Raw genomic sequence first — 23,416 nt, 5'->3', positions numbered from 1 at the left:
CTTATAAAATTATGTAAAAAGGACTGCATAGAAATGCAGCCCTCGTGAAAGGTAGTAGCGCCAATATGTTTGTCCGAACATTTATTGACGATCTATTTTATTTAAGCAGCTTATGCCACTTACTGGAACAATAGGACTCGAACCTATACCAACGGTTTTGGAGACCGCTGCTCTGCCGATTAAGCTATGCTCCATTAACTCTCGCAAACCTGTAGAAAAAAGAGAGAGGAAATTCACCTCACTTCTTTAGTTTTATAATTGGTGGTTTGCGAGAGAATCTAAATGAGATCACAAGTGACTAAACGAAGAAAGTAGATTTTTTTTACTTCCTTGTAATCTCAAATCAAAAAAATAAGTAGGCAATCGTTCCGTTAATGTATTTGTGTAAGTGTGTCGCATTTCTTATTTTTTTGACACTATCATAATAACTCGTTTAGAAGGTATATGAAGTGTAGATAAAGTGTATAAAAGAGGTATAAAAAGTGTAATAAATGGCTACTTAAAAGCAACCAGTTCTAGTGCTGAAGCAAATTGAACAATGATCATGTTAGATTCTTGTTTCACTGATTCCTCACTGATACAGTTTCGTTGCGCTGCTAGATAGATTGGATTGCCGTTGATGTATCGATCATAGAAGATTCTTTTTCTTCGCTCGGTTACATCTGGCTTGTGCGGATGTTGGATCGCAGAATAACCTCTAACAAAAAGCTTGTGAAGGTAATCAAATTCTTCTTGAGCTTCTTCTTTCTGGATTAACATTTGCTCGGCTTCAAAAGTGTTTTTGGCCGTTGATGGTGGAACCAAAGAGAATGAAGCTGTTACTTTTGGTTCCCTCGGCTGGCCAACACGACATCTAGCAGCAAGATAGGCAGATAAGAACACACTGACGTTATGTTTCGTTTGTTCCATATCTACATCTTTTGCATCTGGTGTTTCATATTTCTTTACGTCAAAAAGTACCATCCTTTGATTCCCCCTTTTATGGTATAATATTCGTGTCGAGAATATTACCAACGGTCGGAGGAATCCGGCTTTTTTTATTACTTTTCTAATTATAATAAATTCGCAAATTGTTTTAACTCTTTGTACGAAACGGCATATCCGCTTTCCAATTTAGTAACAATCTTCGCATCTTCAAGAGAAAAACCCCTACTGCATAAATAGTGAATTCTTCGGTTCTCTTGTTCACTAAAAATTCCAAATCCTTTTCTGACAGATTCTGCTAAATTTCCAAAGCTTTGAATTAGGTTCTCTGCGACGCCTGTATAATTACTTGTATTCATTCACCACCATCACCTTTCAATCTCCGACCACACATCGGACAATAATTTATTTTCTGCGTAACAATTTCTTCGACAAAGGGACCACCTGCGTATTCTTGAAAACTTTGTTTGATTATTAGCGTGTCGTCTTTTAGACTCCATTTACCGCCACAGCTGTCTTCTAAAAAATGATTTTTGTCACATATTTGACATTCTTGTTTATTCATCGATGGTCCTCCTCGATTATTTGTTCTTGGCAATCCTCGCAATATTCAGGATAGCCATTCCCATATACATCAAGGAATACACCACAACTTGTACATAAGACACCTTCCAACATCATTTCTGCAATTTCTCCCATTATCCTTCCTCCTGTTCATCGAAAATAAACGAATATTTTTCTGAGCTTACGATATGGTAAAAACCATCGCACGTTTCCACTTTATATAATTCGTTCTCGCCAAATTCTCCATATTGTTTTAACTGTTCAATATTTGTTGCATATACAGGAACCTTTGATGGGAATCTCGAAATATAGTCGCTTAGTATATATGCAAATTCACCTGTCGAATCATTTACTACAGCCACACATTTGAACATCACTCTTCCTCCTGTTCAAGGGCCCACTGGCTAAACGCTTGTAAGACTTCCGCTTGTTCTTTTTTTGATAACGTTCTGATTTTAATTTCACGATAGCGAATTGTGTCGTAAATTGTCCCAAAAGGCGACATATAACTGTTTTTAGAATAATCCTCTTTCAACCAATCTAGTACAACCTGCTGATTTTCGTTTAGATATGGTCTTTTAAAACCTTTGACGATGTATAAAACATCTTCAGCTGACATATTACCTTCTTCAATGCGATCCATTTCTAATTGACGTTCAATTTCTTTTATTAGTTCATGCATTTAATTTCCCTCCAATAATTCTGGATTTTCGTAGACATTTCCGATGACTTCTTTATTTTCATATCCAGAATATTTGATAGTTTCTGAGTAATAAAAGTCGTCATTAAAACAAAATCTGCAGTCTTCATAAACAACTTTATCTATTTGTTCAAATCGTTCACCAGTTCCATAATTATTCACTGTGACCTTAACTACATCACCCTCAAAAATTTCAACGCCGTTCTTGTCTTTCAACCCTGTAGATTGCATGAGGACTAAATTTCGTACATGGTATGATTTCAATTCGGAAGGTGTCTTCCAATATTCGATACTGTTGACCTTACCACCTTTAGTAAAATGTAAGACAGCTACATCTCTCATTGTGTTTTCTCGCTTATCCCACGCTCTAAACTTTGGAACCATCTTATTCACCCGCTTTCTTACAAATTCACTGGCTCTTTTTTATAACCAGCATCAATCAAAATTCCCTCAATCACATAAAGGTCCGTTTTCTGCTTTAAACTAGCCTTAAATTTCTTGGCAATATTTCTAGCTGTTTCTAAAGAAACGACTTCATATGTTTTAGCCAATGCATCCGCAATTATTGCTGATGTTGGCGTATAATAAATCTCCAGCAAAATGAACACTCACTTTCGTTATGCTTCAACAACTTTATAGTGAACATCTTTAATAACAAAAGAGGCAACACTATAGTAATAGCCACCATTGCCAGCATCAGCATAAAAATCAGCAATAGCAATTGGATTTTGGTTGTGAAAAATTGTAACTTTTGCTTGGTTAACAATCGTATCGTCATCTGGAATATTGGTAATTTGCGGCAAAGAAACATCCGTTATCATAGCATCCAATTTTACATTTTTAAATTTGCCATAAGCTCCCGCACAGCAGTCTTGTTCAGAACACTCTATAGTAATTTCTGTTCCATCTTCCAAAATTAGACTGTCTTCATTCCATTCCACAATACGTTTATTTATCAACAATTCTTTAAAGTGATCGTATTCACCATAGTTTATATCGTAATAGCACATATCCTTTAACCCCTTCCGTTTTCTTCTTCATCATCTTCAACTGTCTTTTCAGGGAAAATGATGTTCTCTTTGTTTTTGCTCCAAGAATCTGCAAACGGTGCAAAATGTTGGCGTGCGATTTCTACTTGGTTGATTAGATTTTCAACTGAAACATCATGATCAGCTGCAATTTCTTCTAGCGCTTCACCTTCATCGATTCGATGCAACACGCCACGAACGTTGATTGTTACTGATTCTGGCCATTCGATGGTTGTTGCCTTCTTGATGAATTCGTCAATGGTTTCTTTCGATACTTGCACAGCAACTTCTTCGACTTCTTGCACATCATCGCCCATTTCTAAAGAAGTTTGTTCTTCTTTTAGAACTTCAACTGTTCCGTCGTTATTTACAATATATTCGACATTTGGTTTATTCGTCTGCTTGTTAACTGGTAACTTGTATTCTACTGTTTCTGGCTCAATGGTCGTTGATACTGTTTTGCCTAAAAATTCGTTTAAACTTTCATATTTCCCTTTTAATGAAGCGTTGCTAACCACTAATAGCACTTCGATATTTCCGTTTGATTTAGATGTCACTTTCTTTACTTCTGGTCTAAAATTTACTTGTTTTGTCATTTTATTTTCCTACTTTCGTTTAATAATTAGTTGCATCTTTCCATTCGTAATCGAAATTATCGGTTATGAATGGTCTTTTTTCGTTTAAAGGCTTAGTTACGCCTTGTGTGATCACTTTAAAATCTCTAGCACGAACAACAATCGCTTCAACTGGATGACCATATCTAAGGGCAAATAGACGAAAACGAAGCTTAACGGATTGGTCAATGCCATACACGCCAAAAGAATTTTTAATATCAATGACATGTTTCCAACTCCCATCTAAGTTTTTTATGATGAAATCAGGTGAATAAGCTATCGCCGAAATTTTGCCTATACCATCTGCAGTTGGTGTAAGTTCGGTTAGTTTAAAACGTGGATGAACTTCAAAAGGTAATCCACAATTTTTGACAAACTTTGTATAAAAGTTAGCTTCCTTCTGACTATCAAATGTGTAACCATCAATCGTGACTTTATTTCCTCGTTTATTCAGGGCTGTTGGTGATTGCATTGTTTTAACTCCCTTTCTTTGGTCGCAGTTTCCGCTCGAACTGCTTTTCCATCTTTGTTGCATTCTGGGCATGGAATAGGTGTTGCATAATTAAATCTGTCTTTTCCCCAAATCACACGCTGATCTTGACATCTAACACACTTCATTCTCATTTAGCCCCTTTCATCCAAGCTTGGTTATCTTTTGTTGCTTTTTCAATTGGTTCCTTTTTAAAATCTACTTTGGTAGATTTTGCTGTATATCTATTCGGTTTTTCTGGCATTATGATGGCTTCCTTTACTTCTGAAATAGTTCCGCCAGATACGATTGTTGCAATAGCTGCTGTCTCTTTATGCTCAAATAGCACTGCATCTTTTAAGTTGGCTACTGGTCGACCATCTTTGCCAAGATAAGCTGAAATTTTCACTACATACGGCATTGAATGATTCCCCTTTCTATTGATTTATTTTCAAGGCTTTAAAATGCGTTTTAAGCCGTTTTTCTTTCTTTGCATCTATTTATATTCACTTGATTGTAAAACTGCTCTACGCTGAATATATTCGCTAAAAATAATATTTTAGATACCTGCTACTCGTTTGTCTGATGTACCCTCAATTTTCATCACAAAACCTTGTGAATTACTCATGATGCGAGAAAGAATTCTCTCCCCATAAGCTTGGCTCATTTCTTTACCTGTTAAGTTCGTAGTAAAAATAGTTGCTTTATTCTGCCGAGCTTCTACAATGCGATTCAAGGTGTCGTTATTGAAGTTAGTACTTTTATTCCTATCATCAATTTGTTTAACTCCCAACTCGGCTCCTAAATCGTCCAGAACTACTAAATCAGCGCTTTTTATCTCTGCCATTAAGGTTCCTGTTATTGTCTTTCTGGCTTGTTCATCTTTCATCGCAAATTTTAGTTGTTCTAAGAGTTCCGCATAGCTAATGAACAGACAGCGTTTATCATAGTTTGATTTCTCCAACACTTCCCAAGCCGTTGACATAGCTAAATGACTTTTACCAACACCGCTTTTGCCTGAAAGAATCATATGAATTGGTTTATTCAAAAGAATTTCAGTTGTGGCTCGATTGGCAATTTCAAAAGCAAGCTTGGTTTCTGTGTCTACTGTTTTGTAAGTTTTAAAACGACAATTAATTAAATTTTTGTCGGTATAAAGCGAGCTATATTTCAGGTAATTAATCGCTCTAGCTTTCAAACTATCGTTAAACATTTTTTCTGTTTCAAGGTCTTCTGCTTTTTTGCGTGCTTTATAGCCACATTCCATGCAAGTTGGCGGACATCTATCGGACCCATCCTTGTTTTTTGCACGCCAAGCATAAAGATTTCCTCCGCACTCTGGACATGGATCAGGTGTGATATAAAGCAACGTTTTAATCATTTTTGAAAATCCATCTGATGCTGACTGCATTCTTTCACTTCCTAAAATCCAAGATCATCGTAATCCGAATGACCTGTATTTGATTTCTGTTGCTTGGTTGTATTCTTTTGCTTCCTTGCCGCTTCTCGTTCATCAACAGATTTGAACCCTCTTTGTTCCCAATCTTTCAATATGGCATTGATATAGTTATAGTTTCTTGCGTTTGCATCAATAGCAATTTCAATAGCTTTAACAATTAATTGTTCAGCATCTTTTTGACTAGCTCCGATTTTTTCAAAATCAGAAATCCAATAATCAAAATCAGTCATAGTTTTAGACGACATCAATCCAAATCCGTTGTTTTCCCAAATTGAACGAATGGACGACCCTTTATTGTTGTTATTAATATTCTTTTCATTCTTATCATTCTTTTCATTCTTGTATGTGGACAACTGTTGGACACTTGTTGGACGGTTGTTGGACACTTGTTGGTCATTGACTTGATAGTCATCCCAATTATTTATTGTTATAACGCTGTATTTCGGAGTTGACGAGATGGACAACATTTGCTCGTTTTCAAATTTTTTTAACCATCTCCATAACGTACGCCCGACAATCTGTTGGTCACGTGGAACACCTTCATTGAACTCTTTCTCAATAACGGCGCGCCCTGTGACGAATTGACCGCTGGACACAGCTATCTCTTGACCATTAAAAATAAATCTACTTTCTTTATGGCTCGCCTTCATTAAACATAAAGACCAAAGTTTAAACATATTAGCGTTGGTCCAAACGAATGAATTGGTCACTTTCCGATACAATTTTATATATCCAGTATTCATTCGTTATGCACCTCCTATAAATCGTCCATACTGGTAAAATTGGTAATTTTGTTGTGTCCTCTACAATATTCACAAATCCCACAACTAACTGGTTCTTCTTCGCCGTTTTTCACTCGCACAACATGCTCGATGTTTTCTTTTAATTCTTCTAATTCGTAAATCATTTTTTCTTCGCTAAGAGTGATTAGTTTTGCTTCACTAGGTGTTTGCTTAGAGACAGCTGCGATGAGAGGAAGAAAATTTTTGTCATATTGTTGCCGAAGCAGTTCGCAATAAACAGCCATTTGTAACACGTAACCGAAGCGTTCAATGAAGTTTGCTTTTCTGTTTAAACGTTCATCCCATTTCTTCTCATGCATATCTTTGGTTGTTTTGATGTCTACAAAATACTTTTCTTCTAAATTTAAACAATCGATTTTCCCTTTCCACATTGCACCGCCAATTTCACCTGTGACGATCACTTCTTTTTCGCCTTGATAAATATTTAAAAAGGCTTCTTCTTGTTTTAATCTTTCAATCATCTGCTCCGCAATTTGGAAATCTTTCAGTAGACCAAACGGTTTTCTTGAAGAAAACATCTTGCTTTTATTTTCTTCTTTAAATGCTTCATGAATTTTTGGTGATTCAAAGTAAGAATGAACATAATTACCAACTAGCAAGGCTTTTGGATCACTCTCTGGTGTCCATTCACCTTTTAACTTGGCAAGAGCTGCAGTTTCACATTCAAGAAATTTTTTATATTGAGAGACAGACATATAAGCTAGGTCCGCTTCTTGTGAATAATAATTTTCATCAGAAAGGATAATCGTCTTCTTCAATCGTTGAGACATCAGCTTCACTCTCTTTCTGATTGGTTTCATAACCAGCCATCACATCTAAAGTTTCCTGAACTGGTTCTTCTAAAATTTGGTCCGCCACTTTCGTTAAATCATCTTTTTCAACTGGTTTGGCTTGTTCAATATCGTTTTCTTGCTCAATAACTTTTTTATTGTTGGTAAATATTTTTTCTTCGAGTACCGCTGTTTGTTCTTCTCGCTCTGGTGTCACATCTTTTCGTTCGAATTCATTTTCGAGCGTGTCTTTAGCAGCTTGCACAAATAAATCATTATCGTTACTAGTGTTAATTAAATATTTAGCAGCTCGATTGATGACTGTTCTTTTTGCCATTTCTTCTGGGAAATCGTTTTGAACATTTTTTGTTTTTGCTTTACTCCATGATTTATCAATTTGTTTCTTTGTCATGACGGTTGTTACTTCTTTACCATTTGATAGTTTAATGACCACATAAGCAGCCTTGATGTCGTTGTCTAGGTTTTCGAAGGATGTTTCATGTTTAGCAACAACTAAGTCGGGGCCGTCCATAGCAATTTCAAATACATCGCCTTCTCTTACTACAACAGGCGTGATATCTGCCCCTCCTGTTACTCGATCTAATACAGCCATGGTTCCGAAATATGAACGCATAAGCTGTACTTTATTTCCATATTTGATGAAATAACATTGTTTTTTTGCTGGTGATAATCCTTGGATGACCATATCTAGTAACGCGTTAGAAATAGATGTTTTTGTTTCTGGGTTGTTAGCTGCCAACTGAAGAAGGTTCCCTCCTGAATTGTTGGTTAGTTCAAAGAAAGCACTTTTCAAAGCATTCTGTGGACTATAGCCTGGCGGCATTTCTAATCCCTGCTCTTGCAATCTATTTAAATTTCCGATGACTTGTTCATCTAAAGATCGTTGTGTCATTTGTGTTAAATCGTTACTCATTGTCATTCTCCTCTTCTTCGTCATATTCCCATGTTGGCTCTAATGCTTCTTTTTCTTCTGGCGGCTCTTGTCTAGCCCCTAATGAATCAAATTCATTCGTGACAATCTACCTCCAATTTACTAATCGATTTTCTTAGTTCGTCTTTCATCTCTGTTATCCTGTCATTTACAGCATTTTCAACTAGTTCCTTGATATCTGCTTGAATTCCAACTATCCCTAAATCTTCTTCTAGCCGAACTTTGTGCCAACGACTATGTCCTTCTTCTCTGAAAAATCCAGACCCCATAAAGTGTGTAGGGATACCAATTTCTATATCTGACATCACTTCTTTTTTATTATTTAAAGCAGGGTTCTTTAAACTCACTAAATATTCTTCCGCTTCTTTGATCTGGCCAATCAAATTTTCTAAATACAGAAGCTTTTTATTTGCAACATCAATTACTCCCATGTTTACCACTCCCAAAATATTTTGGTTTTGTTTTCTTCAAGTTCAACGTGATCAAATCCTTCTGTTTCTAATTGAGATAAAAACGTTGATGTAAGACCTTTACTATTCACCACGCAACTTGTATTACCATTTGATGCTGCAGTTCGAATTGATTGAACAATTCTATTTTGAGCATTCGCTAACATTAATTCGTAAACATCATCACTTAAACCTCTTACTTCAATCATTGCAGTTCACCTCGTAAAAATGCAGTTAGTAATTCATCCATAGATTTTTCATTTGCAGCATCTTCGGCTCTTTCTGCTACGCATTCTGGACAATCACAAGATTCGCTTATACTTAATTGCTCTTTTAGATCACCTACAAGTTTTTGCAAGAGTATAGCTAACCCGATAACTGAACCACAAAACGCAGTACTTCCTTGGCCTGTTTCAAAATTTGTAGCACATAGAAGAAGTTCAACATTCTCTGCCTTACATTCTTTTTCAAGTTCAATAATCATTCTTTCAATTTCTTTATTCATGTGGTACACTCTCCTTGAATTTGATATTTGTAATTGACCTACTTTGATGGCCGTCGAAGTGGGTCTTTATTTATTGTTCCATCTTTTCATTCCTCATCATCAGACACCTTTTTGTAAATTCTTTCATACAAATTCAATTGTCTTTCAAGCTGATTTAATGTATAAACGCTATTGTGTTTACGTTGATTAGATTGCATAAATTGCAAATTATTCTTCAATACATCGATTTTTTCTAGCACTACTTCTTTAACCATTTCAGTTTCATGCTCATTCAAAACCGATTTAGTCTTAGTTTTCATACGTGGTGGTATAGCTTGTTGTCGAGTTGGTAAAACAGCTCCTGTCCTACTATCTTGTAATGTTGGTCGTGAGTTCATTTGTTGAATGGTTAAACTATTTATTCGGTTTTCAGCTTCACTTAATCGCTCACTAATTACCCAATTATGAAAACATAAGATAGCTACTGGAATTGCGACTATTCCTATTACGTCGAAGACATTCATTTACTTCACCTCGCGATCTTCCAGCGCTAAATCATAAATTAAAAGCCAAATGATAAAAACCGCTATATAAATGTTTTGGATTAATGGTCCAATATTTCCACCTACCAATAGACCTAGTCCGAACACAATCAACAGTGCCGCTATACGTCTTAAGTGATATATTTTTTTCATATTATTTCCTCCCTAAATTTCGCTTGCCCAAGATTTATCTTTTTTGTGATAGAAGCCATCTGCGACACTCTTCTTTGTCGTAGAACTTCCCTTGTTTACTTACTGATCCATGCGGAAGCCCTAGCTTCTCCCATTCCCTTATTGTTGTTGTGGAAACATTGAAATATTTTGCAATCTCTGTTTGATTTAAGACTCGCTTATCAACTGCGGTATCTCTTCGTGCTTTTTCTATTTCATCAACAATAATTCCGTGTACAAAATCTCTTAGAGAAGCTTCATTTTCTGGAGTTAAAATCACTTCCATTTTTTACACCTCCTATCTGATTTTGTAATAAGCAATAATATCGGTCATTTGTTTCAGATGTTTTTCTGGATTGTTTAGGATTTTTCGTAGATATTGTTCTGTAATCCCTAACGCACTCGCTACATCAGGAATTTCCCAATCGTTAGATTTAAAATGGTCTAAAATTTTTTGACGTGTTTCTTGAACATTTGCCATGATTTTTCTCCCTTCTATAAATTTGTAAACAAATTTAACAACTATTTTCTATATTTAGTTGACATACGCTGAGTATTACTCTATACTATGAGCATAGTTAAATAAGGCATTAATATATTGATTTAAAAGCTTTCTTGGCGGTAGGCGTTTTATTATCAATAATATTTTTTGTTGTCTTTTTAGTTGTTAAACTCGTTTACAAAAAATAGTATAGCTTATTATTCAGAATTAATCAACTAAATTCTGCTTATTTTTCTAAACTTTTTTTGTAAGCATTTAGAAAGGTTGATAAATCAATGAATTCTTATGAAATAATAAAAGAATTGGCAAAGCAAAAAAAGTTATCGATTAGACAATTAGAAATGAATTTAGGATATTCGAACGGTTATCTTGCAAAATGGAGAGTAAACACTCCTAATTCAGATGAATTAAGTCGCATAGCAGACTACTTCGATGTATCTGTTGACTACTTACTCGGAAGAGAGAATAAGAACATATCGAAGAGAGTAGATTTATCAGAAGATGATACTGTATTTTCATTTGATGGAAAAGAAATTTCAAAGGAGACAATGCGTAAAGCAATTGCTATTGCTAAAGCTTTGGAAGAAAACGAGTAATTGGAGTGGTAGTTGGTATGTATTTAAAACTGAAAGAATTGCTAAGTGATTATAATTTAAAATTGGTTTATATGGAAATGGAAGAATCTGGATTCTATTACCCTAAGCCAAGAATCGTATTTTTAAACGAAAAATTACATGAGGACAGAGCAGAAGCCTTTCACTTAGCACATGAGCTCGGTCATTTTATCGCTTCACACTATAAATATACAACGTTATATGATAGTCGCTCTAATACTTTTCATTCAAAATTTGAGGCAGAAGCTAATAAAATAGCAATTATAATTCTATTAAACATTTTTGTAGAAAATGAACTAACGGATGAATCACAATTTAAATTAGATAATTTTATGGATTTTTATTCTATAAATAGTAATTTAAGAACGGAATGTTTCGATGTTTGTCATTCATACTTCAAAAAAAATTATTCTTACGCACAGTAAAAAAGCCCGTGCGACAACACGGACTTAAAACCTCATTTAGAGATTTACTGCAAACATATTATAACAGAAATGAGGAATTTTTAGTGAAAAAGATGTTTTTTGGGGTAATAATCTTAAGTTTATTTGGAGTATCATTATCAGCATGCAACTCTAAAAATGCACAAGAAAGTAAAAGTAGCTCTAGTGAAATATATGAGAAAAAAGAACTCTCACGTAGTGATATTGAACTTATAAAAGTTGGAAATTCATCCAAAACTGTTTATAAAAAATTAGGTTTACCTATGAAAGAATGGGATACTAATTTTGTTTATGATGAACTTAATAATGCTGTGAATAGGGACAAATTAATGATTGATTTATTAGACGGTAAAGATAATGAAAAACTTGTTCCAAAGTATAAGAAGTTATCTGAACATGGAGAATCGGCAAAAGACATAAAAAATCTTAAGATGTTACAGTATGCATTTGAAGATAAAACTTCTACTTCTACTTTTCTAATTTGGATAAATCCTAAAACAGATAAAGTTGTATATTTAAGTGAACGAAATTATTTAGATCAGAATGGCCAACATCCTGAAGAATCTTCTGATGAAAAAACTACTGAAGAAACTAATAGTATAGATATAAATAATAAAACAGCTACTGTCGGAGACACTATTTCGTTTTCTAATCAGCAGACAAATGATAGTTTAGAAGTAACAATTAACTCTGTTACAAAAAGTAATGGAGACGATTGGCATAAACCAGAAGGACTATACTATGCCAAAGTGGATTTTTCAGTTAAAAATACAGGAACTAAACCTTTTGATGTGAATGCGCATATGTTCGAGTTTTATGATTCCAACAATGTAAAATCTAATCTGGATTCTTGGGATTATTTTTCTGAAAATATACAAGCCGGCAAATCTGCAAATGGATCCGCATACTTCGATATTACCAATGATGGGAATTCGTTTGAAGTTTTCTTTGCAGACAGCTCTTGGAAGGGTAGCTATTAATTTTTTCTTATCCCCTCTCTGGTGAGTTCTAGCATGTTCGATTCATGCTAGGGGCTTTAAAATTTAATAAGGAGGTGCTAGAAATTTGTCATTCCTTCTATTCGCTTGCCCAAGTGGAAAGGATAAAAAATGGCAACTTTTAAACAATATACAAAAAAAGGACAAAAATACTGGAAAGTAACTGCCTATTTAGGCGTAGATTATTTAACTGGAAAACAAATTAATGTCACTATCAGAAACTGTAATACAAAAAAAGAAGCACAGCTCAAGCTTAATCAAAAAAAATTAGATTTTGATAATGGAAATCTAGCTAACGAGCATACTCGTTTAACCACTTTTGAAGAAGTTTATTATATGTGGTTGGACGAATACAAAAAAACAGTTAGGGAATCCACATTCATAGCTACTGAACGACGTATGAAAAAACACATTTTACCCACATTCGGGAAAATGCGACTTGAGCGTTTAACAGTCAAGATCGTGCAAAAATCTGTTAATGAATGGTATAAAAAGAATGAAATGGGAAAAGTACTTTTGAGTTATGCTTCTCGTGTTTGTGACTATGCTGTTGGTTTAGAAATAATAGACTCAAACCCATTTAAGAAAATAACTAAGCCTAGTTCGCTAAAGAAAGTAGAAAAGAATACAAAAAGAAAGTTCTATACAAAAGACGAACTGGAACATTTCTTAAATACAGCTGATAGCATTGCCAATCAAGCCAAAGAAGAAAGTTTAGTTCTAAAATACTATGCTGACTTAGACTGTGCTATTTTTCGCTTACTTTCTTTTACTGGTATACGTGTTGGTGAAGCTTTAGCATTGAATTGGAATGATATTGATATTAAAGAGCAGGTAGTTAATATAAATAAAACTACTGCTATCAGTACAAATGGATTGACTATAAACGATCCTAAAACTCCCAATTCTATTCGTAAAATTTCTTTTGATAACAAGACTGCTTATATCTTAAAAAAATGGAAACTTAGACAGCGTGAGGCTTTAATGAAAAAAGGTGGGTTTAAAACACAGCTTATTTTTACAAAAATTGATGGTACCATGTTCCGAAGTCAAGACATTTACCAACGTTCCAAAAGATTGGCAGAAAAAGCTAACTTACATTCTATTGGTTGTCATGGTTTTCGGCATACACACGCAACATTATTATTCGAATCAGATAATGTTAGGTCTAAAATAATCCAAGAACGTTTAGGACATTCTTCTTTACAAATAACTATGGATACTTACACTCATGTTTCTGATGAAGTTACTAAAGAAGCAACAGATGCTTTCAGTAGCTATGTAAATTTTTAAAATAGCAAATCTACATCAATAACTAAATCAGTAAATTACTAACAACAAAAAAATAGCCTAGAATCCTTGTTGGATAAGGATTCTAGGCTCTATCTAAATAAATTATTTAGTTTCACGGTGTAAAGTAACTTTTCTTTCACGTGGGCAATATTTTTGTTTTTCTAAACGATCAGGATTGTTACGTTTATTTTTATTTGTTAAGTAGTTACGTTCTTTACAAGAAGTACACTCTAAAGTGATGTTTACGCGCATGTTTTCCCCTCCTACTAATAATTGATCTTTCCAAGAGATTTCTTAGACTTGAATATCATACCATTTTTTTTTTCATTTGACTACCCTTTTGGGCAAATTTGTAAAGTAGTTCTACTTTACAAATTTTATTTTTTGTACATTTCCATATACGCTTCTAAAACTTCTTTGGCAATCGTTTGGTTTGGTTTGGATTCTTCGTCATTTAAGTGTGGTAAAACAACGCTAATTGCAATTTCAGGGTTTTCGTACGGCGCATAAGCCACCAAGTTACTATTAACCGTTGTGTGAACAACTCCGTTAGCATCCGTTGCTTGCGTTTCGGCGGTCCCTGTTTTAGCAGCAATCGAAAACTTGTCTGATTTTAAACCCGGTGCCGTAGTAAATTGACTAGTTCCATTTACCACATTATAGAAACCTTGTTGAAGAATTCCTATCTGGTCTTCAGAAATATTCACCTTATTCAAAACTTTTGGTTCGATTTCTTTCAAAATTTTTCCTAAAGCTCCATTTTCATCATTGCCATAGATTCCTTCTACCACATGGGGTTGCACGCGGATACCATTATTTGCGACAGTGGAAACGTACTGTGCTAATTGTAACGCGCTATAGGTATCATATTGTCCAAAAGATAGGTCAAGAAGATTACCGCCTTGTGGCGCAGATGACGAATCCTTAAAGTCCTTGTTTTGAATTCCTGTTGTTTCTCCTGGTATATCAATTCCAGTTTTCGTTCCCATACCATATTCTGCAAAAGCTTTTCTTAATTCTTTAAAGACAGTGTCATCTCCTACTTCATAAGGGAAAATCATATTGGGATAATAATTCACACCCATCATTTTAAAGACTAATTTCATCATATAAGCATTCGAAGAATATTCTAACGCTTGCTCCGCAGTTAATTGCATGGTTGTTCCACCAGAAGCATTCCACCAAGAAGCTTTTGGATTACTACCTGCTAGTAAAATAGCTTCATCTGTTAAAACATCATTGCCTTTAATGACGCCTGTTTCATAACCAGCTGTTAAAGTACCTGCTTTCACAACTGATCCAGGAACTTCAGAATTCAAAATAGGTGCTAAAGGATTAGGTGTGACTTCTCCAGTTGCTAAATCATGATGAAATCCTGACATCGCTAAAATAGCTCCTGTTTGAGGGTTCATAGCAACGACATACGCATTTTCTGAGTATGGTCCAATGGTTTTGACTATTTGTGAATAGTTTCGTTGTAAAATTTCATCAACTTTGTTTTGGAAATTTGAATCAATCGTTAATTTTAAATTGGAACCTTTTTCCCCTTTGGAAATTGGGGTTTGTGAAACAATATTTCCGTTATTGTCTAAAACGACTTCTGATTTTGCTTTTTTACCTTGTAGTACGTCTTCATATTGTTTTTCTAAATAGCTAGTTCCAACACGGTCATTTCGTGCATAGCCTTTTTTCAAATATTCATCGACTTCTTCGGCTGGCAATCCTTGTTTTTCAGTTGAAACGGTGCCCAACAGGCTACGTAATGCGCCACTTTGAGAATAATCACGCGTCCAATCAGTCCCTGTTGAAACACCAGATATTTCCGCTGTGTGTTCACCAATTGTCGCAATTTCACCTTCTGTTACCCCTTCATTCTTGATGAAGACCGTGTTCATTTGTGACGCTGCATTCATTCGTTTAAAAATCGTCACTGCTTGTAAGGTTCGGTCATCAAACGCAATTTCTTCAGGGGTGACTTTTTCAACTGCTTTGGCATATAATGTGCCTTCGTCCGTAATTTTGTTGCCTTTTTCATCTTCTTTATCTTGATCGGTTAAACGGGCTTGGGCTGCTTTTAAATTTTCAGGATTCGCTAACCAATAATCTTTTTTATCACGGTCCGTTAAGTTTGGATCAACTGGAACGTTAATAAGTTCGTTGACTTTATTCGCAATCGGTAAAATATCTTTTCCTTCAATATTTTTTCCTCGTGTGTAAGTGATTGCTAAATTGGCTTTGTTAGAAACCAAGACTTTTCCTTGTGAATCATAAATTTGTCCTCGAGGGGATGGTGTCGTGATTTGTAGTGAAGAATTGGCAGTAATTTTTTTGTTAAACTCTTCTCCTTCTACAATCTGTAAATACCCTAAACGGACAATTAATGAAACAAATAAAGTGAATATCACAAAAAATAATAAGTTCAATCGAAAAGGAATATGTGGCTTTCTACCTCGTTGACTCTTTGCTGCGGCATCTATTTTTTTTATTTTATCTATAAATGAGTTTTTCTTCATACCTCTAGTCCCTTCACTAAAAAGTTTCGCATTCTCATTGTAACAAAAAATAGTCAAAAAATCAGGATTATTCCCAGCTCTAAGGAAATATTTAATTATTTTTTTGTTAAAAAAAAGTCAAAAGGACTTCTGAATTCAGAAGTCCTTTTGACTTTTTCTCTTTTTTTAACGGCTGTAATTATGAACTTCAGCAGCCATGCTGTCAATGAAAATTGATAAATCTTCGACAGACGTTTCTTTGCTTCCATAACGACGGACGTTCACCGTTGCGTCTTCCATTTCTTTGTCCCCGACCACTAATTGATAAGGTACTTTTTGGGTTTGAGAGGCCCGAATTTTGTAGCCCATTTTTTCGTTACGATCATCGACTTCAACACGTAAGCCTTGTGCTTGTAAACGTTCTTTGATTTCATAAGCATACTCAGAATGCGCTTCTACAGAAACTGGGATAATAGTTGCTTGAATTGGTGCTAACCAAGTAGGGAAAGCGCCTTTGTAAACTTCTGTTAAGTAAGCCACAAATCGTTCCATTGTTGAGACAATACCACGGTGGATAACAACTGGGCGATGTGTATTTTCACCATCTTCGCCAACATAAGTTAAGTCAAAACGTTCTGGTAATAAGAAGTCTAATTGGATGGTTGATAATGTTTCTTCCATTCCTAAAGCTGTTTTTACTTGAACATCTAACTTCGGACCGTAAAAGGCAGCTTCGCCTTCTGCTTCAAAGTAATCTAATTCTAATTCATCCATGGCAGCTTTTAACATCGCTTGCGCTTTTTCCCACATCGCATCATCATCAAAATATTTGTCTGTATTATTTGGATCACGATAGCTTAAGCGGAAACGATAATCCGTAATGTTAAAGTCAGCATAGACTGCCACCATTAACTCCAAAGTACGTTTAAATTCGTCTTTAATTTGGTCAGGACGAACAAAAGTATGGCCATCGTTTAAAGTCATTTCACGAACACGTTGTAACCCTGATAATGCGCCAGATTTTTCATAGCGGTGCATCATCCCTAATTCAGCGATTCGAATTGGCAATTCGCGGTAACTATGAATGTCATTTTTATAAACCATCATATGGTGTGGACAGTTCATTGGACGTAATACCAGCATTTCGCCATCGCCCATATCCATTGGTGGGAACATATCTTCATGGTAATGATCCCAGTGACCAGATGTTTTGTATAATTCCACATCTGCCATAATTGGTGTATACACATGTTGATAACCTAAGCTAATTTCTTTGTCCACAATATAACGTTCAATTGTACGACGAATGGTTGCGCCTTTTGGTAACCAGAAAGGTAACCCTGAACCAACTTCTTGTGAAACCATAAATAAATCTAATTCTTTTCCTAATTTACGGTGGTCACGTTCTTTGGCTTCCTCGCGCATTTTGATAAATTCTTTTAAATCTTTTTTATCGAAAAAGGCAGTGCCATAAATCCGTTGCATCATGTGATTGTCAGAGTTTCCGCGCCAATAAGCACCAGCTACTGAAAGTAATTTAAAGACTTGAATCCGTCCTGTTGAAGGGACGTGAACACCACGACATAAATCAACAAAATCGCCTTGATCATAGACAGTGATGATTTCATCTTCTGGTAAATCTGTAATTAATTCAACTTTGTAAGGATCATCAGCAAATAATTCTAACGCTTCTGCACGTGAGATTTCTTTACGAACGATTGGGTTATTTTCCTTCACAATTTTCATCATTTCGGCTTCAATTGCAGGTAAATCTTCCGCTGTCACAGGGGATTCTCCATTATCTGTATCATAATAGAACCCAGAATCAATCGCAGGACCTACGCCAAATTTAATGTTAGGGAAAAGACGGCGTAAGGCATTAGCCATTAAATGAGCTGATGAATGACGTAAAATTCCTAAAGCATCTTCATGATCAGGTGTCACGATTTCAAGCGAACCATCTTCTACGATAGGACGATCTAAATCGATTAAAACACCATTGAATTTACCAGCTAAAGCTTTTTTGGCTAAACTGTTGCTAATACTTTTAGCAACATCAAATGTTGTAACCCCAGAATCAAACGGTTTAACAGCGCCATCTGGAAAAGTAATGTGAATAGACATAATAAAATTCTCTCCTTTTAATTTTTTTGATTTGAAGCGTTTCATTGTGTTCCTGTTTTTCACAATGAAACGAAACAGCCACCTGTTCCCCTTGTTAAAAAACAAAAAGTCCTAGTATTCTAACGAATACTAGGACGAAAATATCGTGGTTCCACCTAATTTTGAACACAAATAATCTGTGTTCCTCTAGCGTGTTAACGGTGCGACCGCCTTTGTTTCAACAAAGGTTTCGAAAGTGGTCATCCCTTGTGCCAATCTGGAAAATTTTCAGCCAAGATTTTCCTCTCTAATAGATCGCGGGCAAGTTCAGTTGTCTTTCTCATCAATCATTTATGCACTTATTTAACCACTTATTTTCAGAAAAAGCAAGTGATTCAACAGAAATTCTCTGAAAACTTATTTTTTCCATTCGCCGCCTTGTGCATAGCGGTCTTTTTTCAATTCATTGACAATCACATGGATATTCTCTTTTGGTGCACCAGCATTTTTTGACACAGCTTCTGTAATATCTTTGACCATATTAGTTAACTGTTCTTCTGTGCGGCCTTCAATTAATTCTACATGTACAAATGGCATCTTCGTTCCCCCAATTTAAATTGCTTGTTCTGTTTGTATCATAGAGCGGGTTATGACGCTTGTCAATAAAAAATTGGAGACGTCAATCGTTACGGTTGACGTCTCCAATTTTTACTTTTCAGATACACAGCTGGACCAAAGTACGGTCTTGCCTAATATCTCTTTTTATACTTCTTCGCCGTAATCTACAGGTTTATCAAATTCACCTGGTGCATCATCATAGATATGTCCATAAATAATTACCGGCATTCCGTCATAGGATACATCAAAGATTTTTGAAACTTCTGTTCCTGGCGTATTGATACAGCCATTACTACCAGCATCGGTTTTAAAGGCTTCTTTATCGCCATACTTATCCAATTTATGGTCGGAGTCATGAATCCCAATTTGTGTGACAACGCCCCCTTGACTTAATAACGGCATCCAATATTTTACTGGCACACTGTATCGAGAACCATCAAGCATTTGACCTTCTAAATTCACATCGGTTGTCCGATATAAAATTGTATGGAATCCTGGTACTGTTGCGGTTCCTTTGTTATATCTGCCAGTAATGACATCTGTGGTGACTATTTTTTTGCCATCAATGAAACAATACATTTTTTGATCTTTTAAATCAATTTCAATGTAATTATTGGCAATTTTACTATTTTCTTTGGTATCGCCAACCAACGGAGCAGTGATTGCATTCGTTTGTTCTTGGCTATTCAGCGCGTTTACTAGTAGTTCTTGCGTTTTGGCCCCATCAATCGACCAGCCATAACTTCCGTTGTTTTTAAAACGACGTGTCGTGCCGTGAACATCTGTAAATAAAACTGGTTGATTAGCAGAACCATATGTTGTTTCTAATTGTGTCACCCAAGTAGTTAGTTTTTCTTTGTTGATTGTGCCATCATCATTCAGCACGTTTTGAATTTGTGTTTTATCAAAGGCTACTTTTTCACCATTAATATCAACTGTAATTGTTTTATTTAACTTGTTATTGAGCGTTGTCAATGTTGCCTTTAACGTTTGATCCTCTTTTGTAATTTCAGGGGCTTTATAAAAATCTTTGGCATTGTATTGATAGTTGCCTTTTCCCGCTTCAACATCCGCAATAATCTGCTGATTTAAGCGCTGTGTGTCCACTACTGTGCCTTGTTCTTCGGGAACAATTTCAAAAGTGCCATTGCCTCGACGAATACTCGCATTTTTGCTTGGTTTCCCCTCTGGAAAACTTAAAGTCGCTAATTTGGCTTCTAGTTCTTTTTTGAATGCCTCGTTTAACGGTAGCTTCACCTTGCTACTGTGTAAATGGTCTTTTAAAAATTTTTGATCCAATTGGTATTTTTTAGGAAGTTGAATTTTTTCTTCTTTTGCACCCGTTTGAACCACAACTTCTTCGGTTTGATTAACTTGCGCTAATTTTTCTTCTGCAGCATTTACATTTAACCAGCCTACAGAAACTCCATTTACTTTTGTGGTTGGTAAAAAGTGACTTTGAAAATAAACATAGCTGCCCCCAGCAACCAGAGCTAGTCCAACCAAAGAAGTAATAATTACTTTCTTTTTATTATTTTTTCCTGATTTTTGACGACGTGTATTACGCATTTGCATTTCTTCTTTTTTCATTTGTTCATCCTTTATATCAATAATTTTAGGTTTATTTCTTAGAGTCTAGGCAACAAACAACTGCGGTGATCTACAATCAAAAAAACTTCCCTTTCTCTCGCAGATTAATTTTTTCAATTATACACTATTTTTACGTTGTTTTCAGCTTATTTTCCTTGTAAATCCTTTAATCTTAAAGAATTTGTATACTCTGTGACTTTTTTTGCTTCTTGTAAATGATACGTAAACTGGGCCATTTTAGCAAAATCCTGAGCGACGACGTCAAAAAAGGCTTGTGTCTTTATTAAGCTGTTCCAACAAGCTTCTTTACTAGAAAAATCCAGCAACGATGCTAATTGATCCATCGTGTCAGGGGTGACATAATTTTTCAGATACTTAAATTGTTTCCCAACAGAAATTGGCTCCGGTTCCTGCCAAGCCGCTTGCCAAGAAAGCAAGCGCAACAGTTCCTGCTGACAATATTCATAGAGATGTGTGACAGCGTAAAATAGTTCATTCCGACAAAGCCCCTTAACTACATACGTACTAACCCACCAAAATTCATTGCAACAATCGTTAAACTGCTGCTGATTCGGAACTGTTACTATATAATTTTTATCAGATGCTACAGGTAAAGGCGGCAAATTTTCATCTTTGTCTAACAAGATAATTGCTAAAGAATCGCCTTCATGCCAATTGTCTTTTTCTGCGAGAGGACACAACGTTAAATCGATACGTTGACCATCTTCAAATAACATTAAAAATGTTTCCCGCGTCTTCGGTTCTGTGGGAAATAAGGTCATTTCCTTGGGACGTTGCATAATTAATGGTTGACCAAATTTTGCTGTCCACGTTGCTGTTTCAAAAAACTCAGCACATGGTTCTACAATATAAACAATGTCGAAATCTTGAAAACTATCTTTTGGCGCTTTCACATTCGTGCGAGAACCCACCATTCCCACAGCTCGAATGTGTTCTTCTTGTTTTGCTACATCCATAATAAGTTGAAACATTTCTTCTTCTGTACGCATGCATTCGCTCCCTCTCTTCAAAAGTTTCTATTAAAACATAGATTTTTTTATAAGTCTTTTGTTTTCTATCGCTTTTTCTATGGTACTTCGTATACACTAACATTACAAGGAGGGATGTTTCATGCATTGGTTAAAAATAACAAGTTTATCCATTGTCAGTTTTGGCTTTTGTATTCTTTTGATTTTAGGTCTACTTATTTTTACTGGCAAAAATACGCAACCCACCGATAAACCAGATGCTATTTTAATTTTAGGGGCCCGTGTTTTAGGAACGTCTAAAGAAACCGCACTGCCCAGCCGTGTTTTGCAAGCTCGGTTAGATGTGGCTATCCCCTATATTAAACAACACCCCGAGACACCCGTTATTGTTAGCGGAGGGCAAGGAGCAGATGAGCCGGCTACGGAAGCCGCGGTTATGAAACAATACTTGCTAAATAAAGGTGTTCCAGAAAAACAGATTCTCTTAGAAAATCGTGCCACACGCACCAAAGAAAATATTGTCAATTCACAAAAACTCCTTTCTTTTAAACGGCTAGTGATTGTTACTAGTGACTTTCACATGTATCGCTCGCAACTTTTAGCCAAGCGAGCAGGTATCTCAAATGTTTCAGGCATCACTGCGGCTTCTTCTTTTCCAAAAGATATCAAAAATTTTGGTCGAGAGCTGCTTTCTTTAGGCTATGCCTTACTCTTTGATTGGTAAAAGTGCGTCCTTCGCAAGATCATTTTGCGAAGGACGCTTTTTTATTCTGTGGATTTGCTCACTTTTGTTCTCTTCTTCTTGTGTTTAAATTATAAAAATGATAACATATCTTTGTTAGCGCTTACAAATAATATTTATTTTATAGGAGGAGAAAGTTATGGGGCATCAATTGAGCACTCATTTTTTTAACAAGAAAACAGGGATTATTTCAACTTTTTTAAGTTTGATCCTTTTAGTCGGTGGGTTATTATTTGCACTACCTGCATTTGAAGTACAAGCAGCATCAACTGTTACACCTAAAACAGTCATGTATGTAGAAGTAAACAACCACGATTTTAACAATGTGGGAAAATATACTTTAGCTGGAACCAATCAACCTGCTTTTGATATGGGGATTATTTTTGCAGCCAATATTAATTATGATACGGTCAATAAAAAACCTTACTTATATCTCAATGAACGGGTCCAACAAACTTTAAACGAAGCTGAAACACAAATTCGTCCAGTTCAAGCACGCGGCACTAAAGTCCTATTGTCTATTTTAGGCAACCATGAAGGCGCTGGCTTTGCTAACTTCCCAACTTACGAAAGTGCGGATGCCTTTGCAGCTCAATTAGAACAAGTCGTTAATACGTATCATTTAGATGGTATTGATTTTGATGATGAGTATGCTGAATACGGAAAAAATGGGACGCCTCAACCAAATAATTCTTCGTTCATTTGGTTACTTCAAGCCTTAAGAAATCGCTTAGGCAATGATAAATTAATTACTTTTTATAATATTGGACCAGCGGCTGCGAACTCTTCAGCTAATCCTCAAATGAGTTCTTTAATTGATTATGCTTGGAACCCTTATTATAGTACCTGGAATCCGCCACAAATTGCGGGGATGCCTGCTTCTCGTTTAGGTGCTTCTGCCGTTGAAGTTGGTGTCAATCAAAATCTAGCTGCGCAATATGCTAAACGTACAAAAGCGGAGCAATATGGTATTTATCTAATGTATAACCTCCCAGGAAAAGATTCATCTGCGTATATCTCGGCGGCGACACAAGAACTTTATGGTCGAAAAACGAACTATTCACCAACTGTTCCAACACCTTAATTATTATCTCGTGTCTACA

General features: G+C 35.6%; 35 protein-coding genes and 1 tRNA gene. 6 read left to right on the top strand and 30 right to left on the bottom strand.

What is annotated here, in order from left to right:
• Positions 1-122: 122 nt before the first annotated feature.
• From AB3I72_RS11515 to AB3I72_RS11400, 24 genes are all read right to left on the bottom strand, one after another.
• Positions 123-194, bottom strand: a tRNA-Trp gene (locus AB3I72_RS11515).
• A 301-nt stretch (positions 195-495) separates the two neighbouring features.
• On the bottom strand, positions 496-963 hold the full coding sequence (locus tag AB3I72_RS11510) for an ArpU family phage packaging/lysis transcriptional regulator (RefSeq protein ID WP_002358088.1): 468 nt from the start codon (positions 961-963) through the stop codon (positions 496-498).
• An 89-nt stretch (positions 964-1,052) separates the two neighbouring features.
• Positions 1,053-1,283 (bottom strand): hypothetical protein, encoded by a 231-nt coding sequence (locus tag AB3I72_RS11505; protein WP_368023944.1) that lies wholly within the window; start codon positions 1,281-1,283, stop codon positions 1,053-1,055.
• Complete coding sequence (locus AB3I72_RS11500; RefSeq protein WP_368023943.1) at positions 1,280-1,489, bottom strand: hypothetical protein; 210 nt, start codon at positions 1,487-1,489, stop codon at positions 1,280-1,282. The genes AB3I72_RS11505 and AB3I72_RS11500 overlap by 4 nt, the downstream gene beginning before the upstream one ends.
• Complete coding sequence (locus AB3I72_RS11495; protein WP_368023942.1) at positions 1,486-1,623, bottom strand: hypothetical protein; 138 nt, start codon at positions 1,621-1,623, stop codon at positions 1,486-1,488. The genes AB3I72_RS11500 and AB3I72_RS11495 overlap by 4 nt, the downstream gene beginning before the upstream one ends.
• A complete protein-coding gene (locus AB3I72_RS11490) occupies positions 1,623-1,862 on the bottom strand; it encodes a hypothetical protein (protein ID WP_368023941.1) in 240 nt (79 codons plus the stop codon). The genes AB3I72_RS11495 and AB3I72_RS11490 overlap by 1 nt, the downstream gene beginning before the upstream one ends.
• The gene (locus AB3I72_RS11485; protein ID WP_368023940.1) at positions 1,862-2,170 is read right to left on the bottom strand and encodes a hypothetical protein; all 309 of its coding nucleotides are present in this window, start codon (positions 2,168-2,170) and stop codon (positions 1,862-1,864) included. Before AB3I72_RS11485 ends, AB3I72_RS11490 begins: the two co-directional genes overlap by 1 nt.
• On the bottom strand, positions 2,171-2,572 hold the full coding sequence (locus AB3I72_RS11480) for a YopX family protein (RefSeq protein WP_368023939.1): 402 nt from the start codon (positions 2,570-2,572) through the stop codon (positions 2,171-2,173).
• Positions 2,573-2,589: 17 nt separating this feature from the next.
• Positions 2,590-2,796 carry a hypothetical protein gene (locus tag AB3I72_RS11475; protein WP_002395701.1) on the bottom strand — a complete coding sequence of 69 codons (207 nt, stop codon included), beginning with the start codon at positions 2,794-2,796 and terminating at the stop codon, positions 2,590-2,592.
• 9 nt (positions 2,797-2,805) lie between these two features.
• Positions 2,806-3,198, bottom strand: coding sequence for a hypothetical protein (locus tag AB3I72_RS11470; RefSeq protein ID WP_141410318.1), 393 nt, complete (start codon positions 3,196-3,198; stop codon positions 2,806-2,808).
• A gap of 5 nt (positions 3,199-3,203) precedes the next feature.
• Positions 3,204-3,812, bottom strand: coding sequence for a hypothetical protein (locus AB3I72_RS11465; RefSeq protein WP_368023938.1), 609 nt, complete (start codon positions 3,810-3,812; stop codon positions 3,204-3,206).
• 19 nt (positions 3,813-3,831) lie between these two features.
• Complete coding sequence (locus tag AB3I72_RS11460) at positions 3,832-4,302, bottom strand: DUF1064 domain-containing protein (protein ID WP_368023937.1); 471 nt, start codon at positions 4,300-4,302, stop codon at positions 3,832-3,834.
• 148 nt (positions 4,303-4,450) lie between these two features.
• Positions 4,451-4,720, bottom strand: coding sequence for a hypothetical protein (locus AB3I72_RS11455; protein WP_368023936.1), 270 nt, complete (start codon positions 4,718-4,720; stop codon positions 4,451-4,453).
• A gap of 138 nt (positions 4,721-4,858) precedes the next feature.
• Entirely contained in the window at positions 4,859-5,710 is an 852-nt protein-coding gene (locus AB3I72_RS11450) for an ATP-binding protein (RefSeq protein WP_368023935.1), read from the bottom strand.
• Between the two features lie 11 nt (positions 5,711-5,721).
• The gene (locus tag AB3I72_RS11445) at positions 5,722-6,501 is read right to left on the bottom strand and encodes a DnaD domain-containing protein (RefSeq protein ID WP_010707146.1); all 780 of its coding nucleotides are present in this window, start codon (positions 6,499-6,501) and stop codon (positions 5,722-5,724) included.
• 14 nt (positions 6,502-6,515) lie between these two features.
• A complete protein-coding gene (locus AB3I72_RS11440; RefSeq protein WP_002371605.1) occupies positions 6,516-7,331 on the bottom strand; it encodes a PD-(D/E)XK nuclease-like domain-containing protein in 816 nt (271 codons plus the stop codon).
• On the bottom strand, positions 7,294-8,265 hold the full coding sequence (locus AB3I72_RS11435; RefSeq protein WP_142668136.1) for a recombinase RecT: 972 nt from the start codon (positions 8,263-8,265) through the stop codon (positions 7,294-7,296). The genes AB3I72_RS11440 and AB3I72_RS11435 overlap by 38 nt, the downstream gene beginning before the upstream one ends.
• A 92-nt stretch (positions 8,266-8,357) precedes the next feature.
• Positions 8,358-8,714 (bottom strand): hypothetical protein, encoded by a 357-nt coding sequence (locus AB3I72_RS11430; protein WP_010774955.1) that lies wholly within the window; start codon positions 8,712-8,714, stop codon positions 8,358-8,360.
• A gap of 2 nt (positions 8,715-8,716) precedes the next feature.
• Positions 8,717-8,941, bottom strand: coding sequence for a hypothetical protein (locus AB3I72_RS11425; protein ID WP_002358104.1), 225 nt, complete (start codon positions 8,939-8,941; stop codon positions 8,717-8,719).
• Positions 8,938-9,237, bottom strand: coding sequence for a hypothetical protein (locus AB3I72_RS11420; protein ID WP_368023934.1), 300 nt, complete (start codon positions 9,235-9,237; stop codon positions 8,938-8,940). The genes AB3I72_RS11425 and AB3I72_RS11420 overlap by 4 nt, the downstream gene beginning before the upstream one ends.
• Positions 9,238-9,323: 86 nt before the next feature.
• Positions 9,324-9,740, bottom strand: coding sequence for a hypothetical protein (locus AB3I72_RS11415; RefSeq protein ID WP_368023933.1), 417 nt, complete (start codon positions 9,738-9,740; stop codon positions 9,324-9,326).
• The gene (locus AB3I72_RS11410; RefSeq protein WP_016618969.1) at positions 9,741-9,911 is read right to left on the bottom strand and encodes a hypothetical protein; all 171 of its coding nucleotides are present in this window, start codon (positions 9,909-9,911) and stop codon (positions 9,741-9,743) included. It abuts the gene before it with no gap.
• A gap of 34 nt (positions 9,912-9,945) precedes the next feature.
• Positions 9,946-10,215, bottom strand: coding sequence for a hypothetical protein (locus AB3I72_RS11405; protein ID WP_002365131.1), 270 nt, complete (start codon positions 10,213-10,215; stop codon positions 9,946-9,948).
• A 12-nt stretch (positions 10,216-10,227) separates the two neighbouring features.
• Positions 10,228-10,410: a hypothetical protein gene (locus tag AB3I72_RS11400; protein ID WP_002365132.1), complete on the bottom strand. Its 183-nt coding sequence runs from the start codon at positions 10,408-10,410 to the stop codon at positions 10,228-10,230.
• Positions 10,411-10,706: 296 nt separating this feature from the next.
• Between AB3I72_RS11400 and AB3I72_RS11395 the strand changes: the two genes are divergently transcribed.
• The 4 genes from AB3I72_RS11395 to AB3I72_RS11380 all read left to right on the top strand — a co-directional run bounded on the left by AB3I72_RS11395 (position 10,707) and on the right by AB3I72_RS11380 (position 13,779).
• Complete coding sequence (locus AB3I72_RS11395; protein ID WP_002365133.1) at positions 10,707-11,027, top strand: helix-turn-helix domain-containing protein; 321 nt, start codon at positions 10,707-10,709, stop codon at positions 11,025-11,027.
• Between the two features lie 17 nt (positions 11,028-11,044).
• Complete coding sequence (locus AB3I72_RS11390) at positions 11,045-11,470, top strand: ImmA/IrrE family metallo-endopeptidase (protein ID WP_002365134.1); 426 nt, start codon at positions 11,045-11,047, stop codon at positions 11,468-11,470.
• A 92-nt stretch (positions 11,471-11,562) separates the two neighbouring features.
• The gene (locus tag AB3I72_RS11385; protein WP_025194231.1) at positions 11,563-12,468 is read left to right on the top strand and encodes a DUF4352 domain-containing protein; all 906 of its coding nucleotides are present in this window, start codon (positions 11,563-11,565) and stop codon (positions 12,466-12,468) included.
• A 129-nt stretch (positions 12,469-12,597) separates the two neighbouring features.
• Positions 12,598-13,779 (top strand): site-specific integrase, encoded by a 1,182-nt coding sequence (locus tag AB3I72_RS11380; protein WP_002400775.1) that lies wholly within the window; start codon positions 12,598-12,600, stop codon positions 13,777-13,779.
• A 102-nt stretch (positions 13,780-13,881) separates the two neighbouring features.
• On the opposite strand, the gene rpmG is transcribed toward AB3I72_RS11380, so the two are convergent.
• The 6 genes from rpmG to AB3I72_RS11350 all read right to left on the bottom strand — a co-directional run bounded on the left by rpmG (position 13,882) and on the right by AB3I72_RS11350 (position 21,592).
• On the bottom strand, positions 13,882-14,031 hold the full coding sequence (rpmG, locus tag AB3I72_RS11375; protein WP_002356321.1) for a 50S ribosomal protein L33: 150 nt from the start codon (positions 14,029-14,031) through the stop codon (positions 13,882-13,884).
• 125 nt (positions 14,032-14,156) lie between these two features.
• Positions 14,157-16,292: a peptidoglycan D,D-transpeptidase FtsI family protein gene (locus AB3I72_RS11370; protein ID WP_368023932.1), complete on the bottom strand. Its 2,136-nt coding sequence runs from the start codon at positions 16,290-16,292 to the stop codon at positions 14,157-14,159.
• Positions 16,293-16,457: 165 nt separating this feature from the next.
• Complete coding sequence (gene thrS, locus AB3I72_RS11365; protein WP_002359397.1) at positions 16,458-18,395, bottom strand: threonine--tRNA ligase; 1,938 nt, start codon at positions 18,393-18,395, stop codon at positions 16,458-16,460.
• A gap of 396 nt (positions 18,396-18,791) precedes the next feature.
• Positions 18,792-18,971: a 2-hydroxymuconate tautomerase gene (locus AB3I72_RS11360; RefSeq protein ID WP_002356318.1), complete on the bottom strand. Its 180-nt coding sequence runs from the start codon at positions 18,969-18,971 to the stop codon at positions 18,792-18,794.
• A gap of 165 nt (positions 18,972-19,136) precedes the next feature.
• Complete coding sequence (locus tag AB3I72_RS11355) at positions 19,137-20,582, bottom strand: L,D-transpeptidase family protein (RefSeq protein ID WP_010817630.1); 1,446 nt, start codon at positions 20,580-20,582, stop codon at positions 19,137-19,139.
• Positions 20,583-20,728: 146 nt separating this feature from the next.
• Complete coding sequence (locus AB3I72_RS11350) at positions 20,729-21,592, bottom strand: aminoglycoside 6-adenylyltransferase (RefSeq protein WP_368023931.1); 864 nt, start codon at positions 21,590-21,592, stop codon at positions 20,729-20,731.
• 121 nt (positions 21,593-21,713) lie between these two features.
• On the opposite strand from AB3I72_RS11350, the gene AB3I72_RS11345 reads away from it, so the two are divergent.
• Both AB3I72_RS11345 and AB3I72_RS11340 read left to right on the top strand, forming a co-directional pair.
• Positions 21,714-22,295 (top strand): YdcF family protein, encoded by a 582-nt coding sequence (locus tag AB3I72_RS11345; RefSeq protein ID WP_002359392.1) that lies wholly within the window; start codon positions 21,714-21,716, stop codon positions 22,293-22,295.
• A 157-nt stretch (positions 22,296-22,452) separates the two neighbouring features.
• Complete coding sequence (locus AB3I72_RS11340; RefSeq protein ID WP_002382461.1) at positions 22,453-23,397, top strand: endo-beta-N-acetylglucosaminidase; 945 nt, start codon at positions 22,453-22,455, stop codon at positions 23,395-23,397.
• Positions 23,398-23,416: the final 19 nt, after the last annotated feature.

Source organism: Enterococcus sp. GC34 (assembly GCF_040886645.1).
Taxonomy (GTDB): Bacteria; Bacillota; Bacilli; order Lactobacillales; family Enterococcaceae; genus Enterococcus; species Enterococcus faecalis.
Note: the sequence above shows the minus strand (reverse complement) of the source record. Positions and strands in the feature narration are given on the sequence as shown.

Bases quoted from the DNA above. Each gene is read 5' to 3' on its own strand.
- AB3I72_RS11505 (WP_368023944.1), bottom strand. From the start codon at position 1,283: ATGAATACAAGTAATTATACAGGCGTCGCAGAGAACCTAATTCAAAGC.
- AB3I72_RS11355 (WP_010817630.1), bottom strand. From the start codon at position 20,582: ATGAAAAAAGAAGAAATGCAAATGCGTAATACACGTCGTCAAAAATCA.
- AB3I72_RS11405 (WP_002365131.1), bottom strand. From the start codon at position 10,215: ATGGAAGTGATTTTAACTCCAGAAAATGAAGCTTCTCTAAGAGATTTT.
- thrS (WP_002359397.1), bottom strand. From the start codon at position 18,395: ATGTCTATTCACATTACTTTTCCAGATGGCGCTGTTAAACCGTTTGAT.
- AB3I72_RS11470 (WP_141410318.1), bottom strand. From the start codon at position 3,198: ATGTGCTATTACGATATAAACTATGGTGAATACGATCACTTTAAAGAA.
- AB3I72_RS11495 (WP_368023942.1), bottom strand. From the start codon at position 1,623: ATGGGAGAAATTGCAGAAATGATGTTGGAAGGTGTCTTATGTACAAGT.
- AB3I72_RS11440 (WP_002371605.1), bottom strand. From the start codon at position 7,331: ATGTCTCAACGATTGAAGAAGACGATTATCCTTTCTGATGAAAATTAT.
- AB3I72_RS11480 (WP_368023939.1), bottom strand. From the start codon at position 2,572: ATGGTTCCAAAGTTTAGAGCGTGGGATAAGCGAGAAAACACAATGAGA.
- AB3I72_RS11450 (WP_368023935.1), bottom strand. From the start codon at position 5,710: ATGCAGTCAGCATCAGATGGATTTTCAAAAATGATTAAAACGTTGCTT.
- AB3I72_RS11400 (WP_002365132.1), bottom strand. From the start codon at position 10,410: ATGGCAAATGTTCAAGAAACACGTCAAAAAATTTTAGACCATTTTAAA.
- AB3I72_RS11445 (WP_010707146.1), bottom strand. From the start codon at position 6,501: ATGAATACTGGATATATAAAATTGTATCGGAAAGTGACCAATTCATTC.
- AB3I72_RS11460 (WP_368023937.1), bottom strand. From the start codon at position 4,302: ATGCAATCACCAACAGCCCTGAATAAACGAGGAAATAAAGTCACGATT.
- AB3I72_RS11435 (WP_142668136.1), bottom strand. From the start codon at position 8,265: ATGAGTAACGATTTAACACAAATGACACAACGATCTTTAGATGAACAA.
- AB3I72_RS11395 (WP_002365133.1), top strand. From the start codon at position 10,707: ATGAATTCTTATGAAATAATAAAAGAATTGGCAAAGCAAAAAAAGTTA.
- AB3I72_RS11390 (WP_002365134.1), top strand. From the start codon at position 11,045: ATGTATTTAAAACTGAAAGAATTGCTAAGTGATTATAATTTAAAATTG.
- AB3I72_RS11410 (WP_016618969.1), bottom strand. From the start codon at position 9,911: ATGAAAAAAATATATCACTTAAGACGTATAGCGGCACTGTTGATTGTG.
- AB3I72_RS11420 (WP_368023934.1), bottom strand. From the start codon at position 9,237: ATGAATAAAGAAATTGAAAGAATGATTATTGAACTTGAAAAAGAATGT.
- AB3I72_RS11510 (WP_002358088.1), bottom strand. From the start codon at position 963: ATGGTACTTTTTGACGTAAAGAAATATGAAACACCAGATGCAAAAGAT.
- AB3I72_RS11350 (WP_368023931.1), bottom strand. From the start codon at position 21,592: ATGCGTACAGAAGAAGAAATGTTTCAACTTATTATGGATGTAGCAAAA.
- AB3I72_RS11500 (WP_368023943.1), bottom strand. From the start codon at position 1,489: ATGAATAAACAAGAATGTCAAATATGTGACAAAAATCATTTTTTAGAA.
- AB3I72_RS11345 (WP_002359392.1), top strand. From the start codon at position 21,714: ATGCATTGGTTAAAAATAACAAGTTTATCCATTGTCAGTTTTGGCTTT.
- AB3I72_RS11490 (WP_368023941.1), bottom strand. From the start codon at position 1,862: ATGTTCAAATGTGTGGCTGTAGTAAATGATTCGACAGGTGAATTTGCA.
- rpmG (WP_002356321.1), bottom strand. From the start codon at position 14,031: ATGCGCGTAAACATCACTTTAGAGTGTACTTCTTGTAAAGAACGTAAC.
- AB3I72_RS11415 (WP_368023933.1), bottom strand. From the start codon at position 9,740: ATGAATGTCTTCGACGTAATAGGAATAGTCGCAATTCCAGTAGCTATC.
- AB3I72_RS11425 (WP_002358104.1), bottom strand. From the start codon at position 8,941: ATGATTGAAGTAAGAGGTTTAAGTGATGATGTTTACGAATTAATGTTA.
- AB3I72_RS11465 (WP_368023938.1), bottom strand. From the start codon at position 3,812: ATGACAAAACAAGTAAATTTTAGACCAGAAGTAAAGAAAGTGACATCT.
- AB3I72_RS11485 (WP_368023940.1), bottom strand. From the start codon at position 2,170: ATGCATGAACTAATAAAAGAAATTGAACGTCAATTAGAAATGGATCGC.
- AB3I72_RS11385 (WP_025194231.1), top strand. From the start codon at position 11,563: ATGTTTTTTGGGGTAATAATCTTAAGTTTATTTGGAGTATCATTATCA.
- AB3I72_RS11360 (WP_002356318.1), bottom strand. From the start codon at position 18,971: ATGCCATTTGTACATGTAGAATTAATTGAAGGCCGCACAGAAGAACAG.
- AB3I72_RS11370 (WP_368023932.1), bottom strand. From the start codon at position 16,292: ATGAAGAAAAACTCATTTATAGATAAAATAAAAAAAATAGATGCCGCA.
- AB3I72_RS11340 (WP_002382461.1), top strand. From the start codon at position 22,453: ATGGGGCATCAATTGAGCACTCATTTTTTTAACAAGAAAACAGGGATT.
- AB3I72_RS11380 (WP_002400775.1), top strand. From the start codon at position 12,598: ATGGCAACTTTTAAACAATATACAAAAAAAGGACAAAAATACTGGAAA.
- AB3I72_RS11455 (WP_368023936.1), bottom strand. From the start codon at position 4,720: ATGCCGTATGTAGTGAAAATTTCAGCTTATCTTGGCAAAGATGGTCGA.
- AB3I72_RS11430 (WP_010774955.1), bottom strand. From the start codon at position 8,714: ATGGGAGTAATTGATGTTGCAAATAAAAAGCTTCTGTATTTAGAAAAT.